Below are 1,536 nucleotides of genomic sequence, written 5' to 3' on the forward strand. Positions count from 1 at the left end.
CGTGGTGCTCTCGCTGCCGCGCTGCGTGACGTGATCACGCGCCACGAGTCGCTGCGGACCGTCTTCCCCGAAGGCGCCGACGGCACCCCGTACCAGGCGGTCATCGCAACCGACCGGGCTTCCGCCCGCCTCGACGTCACCGAGGCGTCGGAGGAGAACCTGTCGGCGCTCGTGACCGCAGAGGTGTCGCGCGGCTTCGACCTGACGTCCGAACCGCCTCTGCGCACCCGCCTGTTCGCGATGGATGACGCCGTGCACGTCTTCGTGGTGGTGCTCCACCACATCGTCGGCGACGGCTGGTCGATGGCCCCGCTGGCTCGGGACCTGGCGGCTGCCTACGAGGCGCGGATCGCGGACTCCGCCCCGGAGTGGGTGCCACTGCCGGTGCAGTACGCCGATTACGCGCTCTGGCAGCGCGAGCTGCTCGGCGACGAGAACGACCCCGACAGTCTGCTCGGCCGCCAGATCACCTACTGGACGACACAACTGGCGCACCTGCCGGAGCAGTTGGCGCTCCCCACAGATGGCCGGCGTCCCGCCGTCGCCTCCTATCAAGGCGACAGCCTGACGTTCGCCCTCGACGCGGACCTGCACAGGCGGCTCGTGGGGCTGGCCCGGGAGTCGGGTGCGAGTGTGTTCATGGTGGTGCAGGCGGCCTTCGCCGCGCTGCTCTCGCGGCTCGGTGCAGGCACGGACATCCCCATCGGATCCCCGGTGGCGGGGCGTACGGACGAGGCGCTCGACGACCTGGTCGGCTTCTTCGTGAACACGCTCGTGCTGCGCACCGACCTGTCCGGTGATCCCACCTTCCGCGAGCTGCTCGACCGGGTGCGCGAGACCGACCTGGCCGCCTACGCGCACCAGGACGTGCCCTTTGAGTACCTCGTCGAGGTGCTCAACCCGGTCCGCTCCATGGCCCGAAACCCCCTCTTCCAGGTGGCTCTGGCCTTCCAGAACCAGGACCAGTCCGACCTGCGGCTCCCCGGCCTCGCGCTGAGCACGGAGCAGAGCCAGGGCGCTGCCGCGAAGTTCGACCTGTCGCTGGGGCTGACCGAGCGGTTCGACGGTGACGGTGTGCCGGCGGGGCTTGAGGGTGGTTTCGAGTTCGCCACGGATCTGTTCGACCGGGTGACGGTCGAGGAGATCGCCGAGCGCTTCCGGCGGCTGCTGTCCGACGCGGTGTCCGACCCCGACCAGCCTGTGGGTGAGCTGGAGATCCTGTCCCCGCATGAGCACGAAGGCCTGTTGTCCGGTTGGCAGGGTGAGCGGGTGGAGGTTCCGTGGGTGTCGTTGCCGGTGGCGTTCGAGGAGCAGGTGGCGCGGACGCCCGGGGCGACGGCGGTTCTGTTTGAGGATGCTCGGCTGTCGTATGCGGAGTTGAATGCCCGCGCGAATCGTCTGGCGCGGTTCTTGGTGGGGCGGGGTGTGGGGCCTGAGGGTCTGGTGGCGTTGGTGCTGCCGCGTTCGCCGGAGTTGTTGGTGGCGATGTTGGCGGTGCTGAAGGCTGGTGCTGCGTACGTTCCGGTGGATCCGAAG

At 69.4% G+C, this 1,536-nt stretch carries 1 protein-coding gene; it reads left to right on the forward strand.

Annotated features, from left to right (window positions below):
- Positions 1-1,536 (forward strand): condensation domain-containing protein (locus ACIO3O_RS42715; protein WP_401756449.1); only part of this gene is annotated, 1,536 nt, incomplete at both ends.

Source organism: Streptomyces sp. NPDC087440, from assembly GCF_044744005.1.
Taxonomy (GTDB): Bacteria; Actinomycetota; Actinomycetes; order Streptomycetales; family Streptomycetaceae; genus Streptomyces.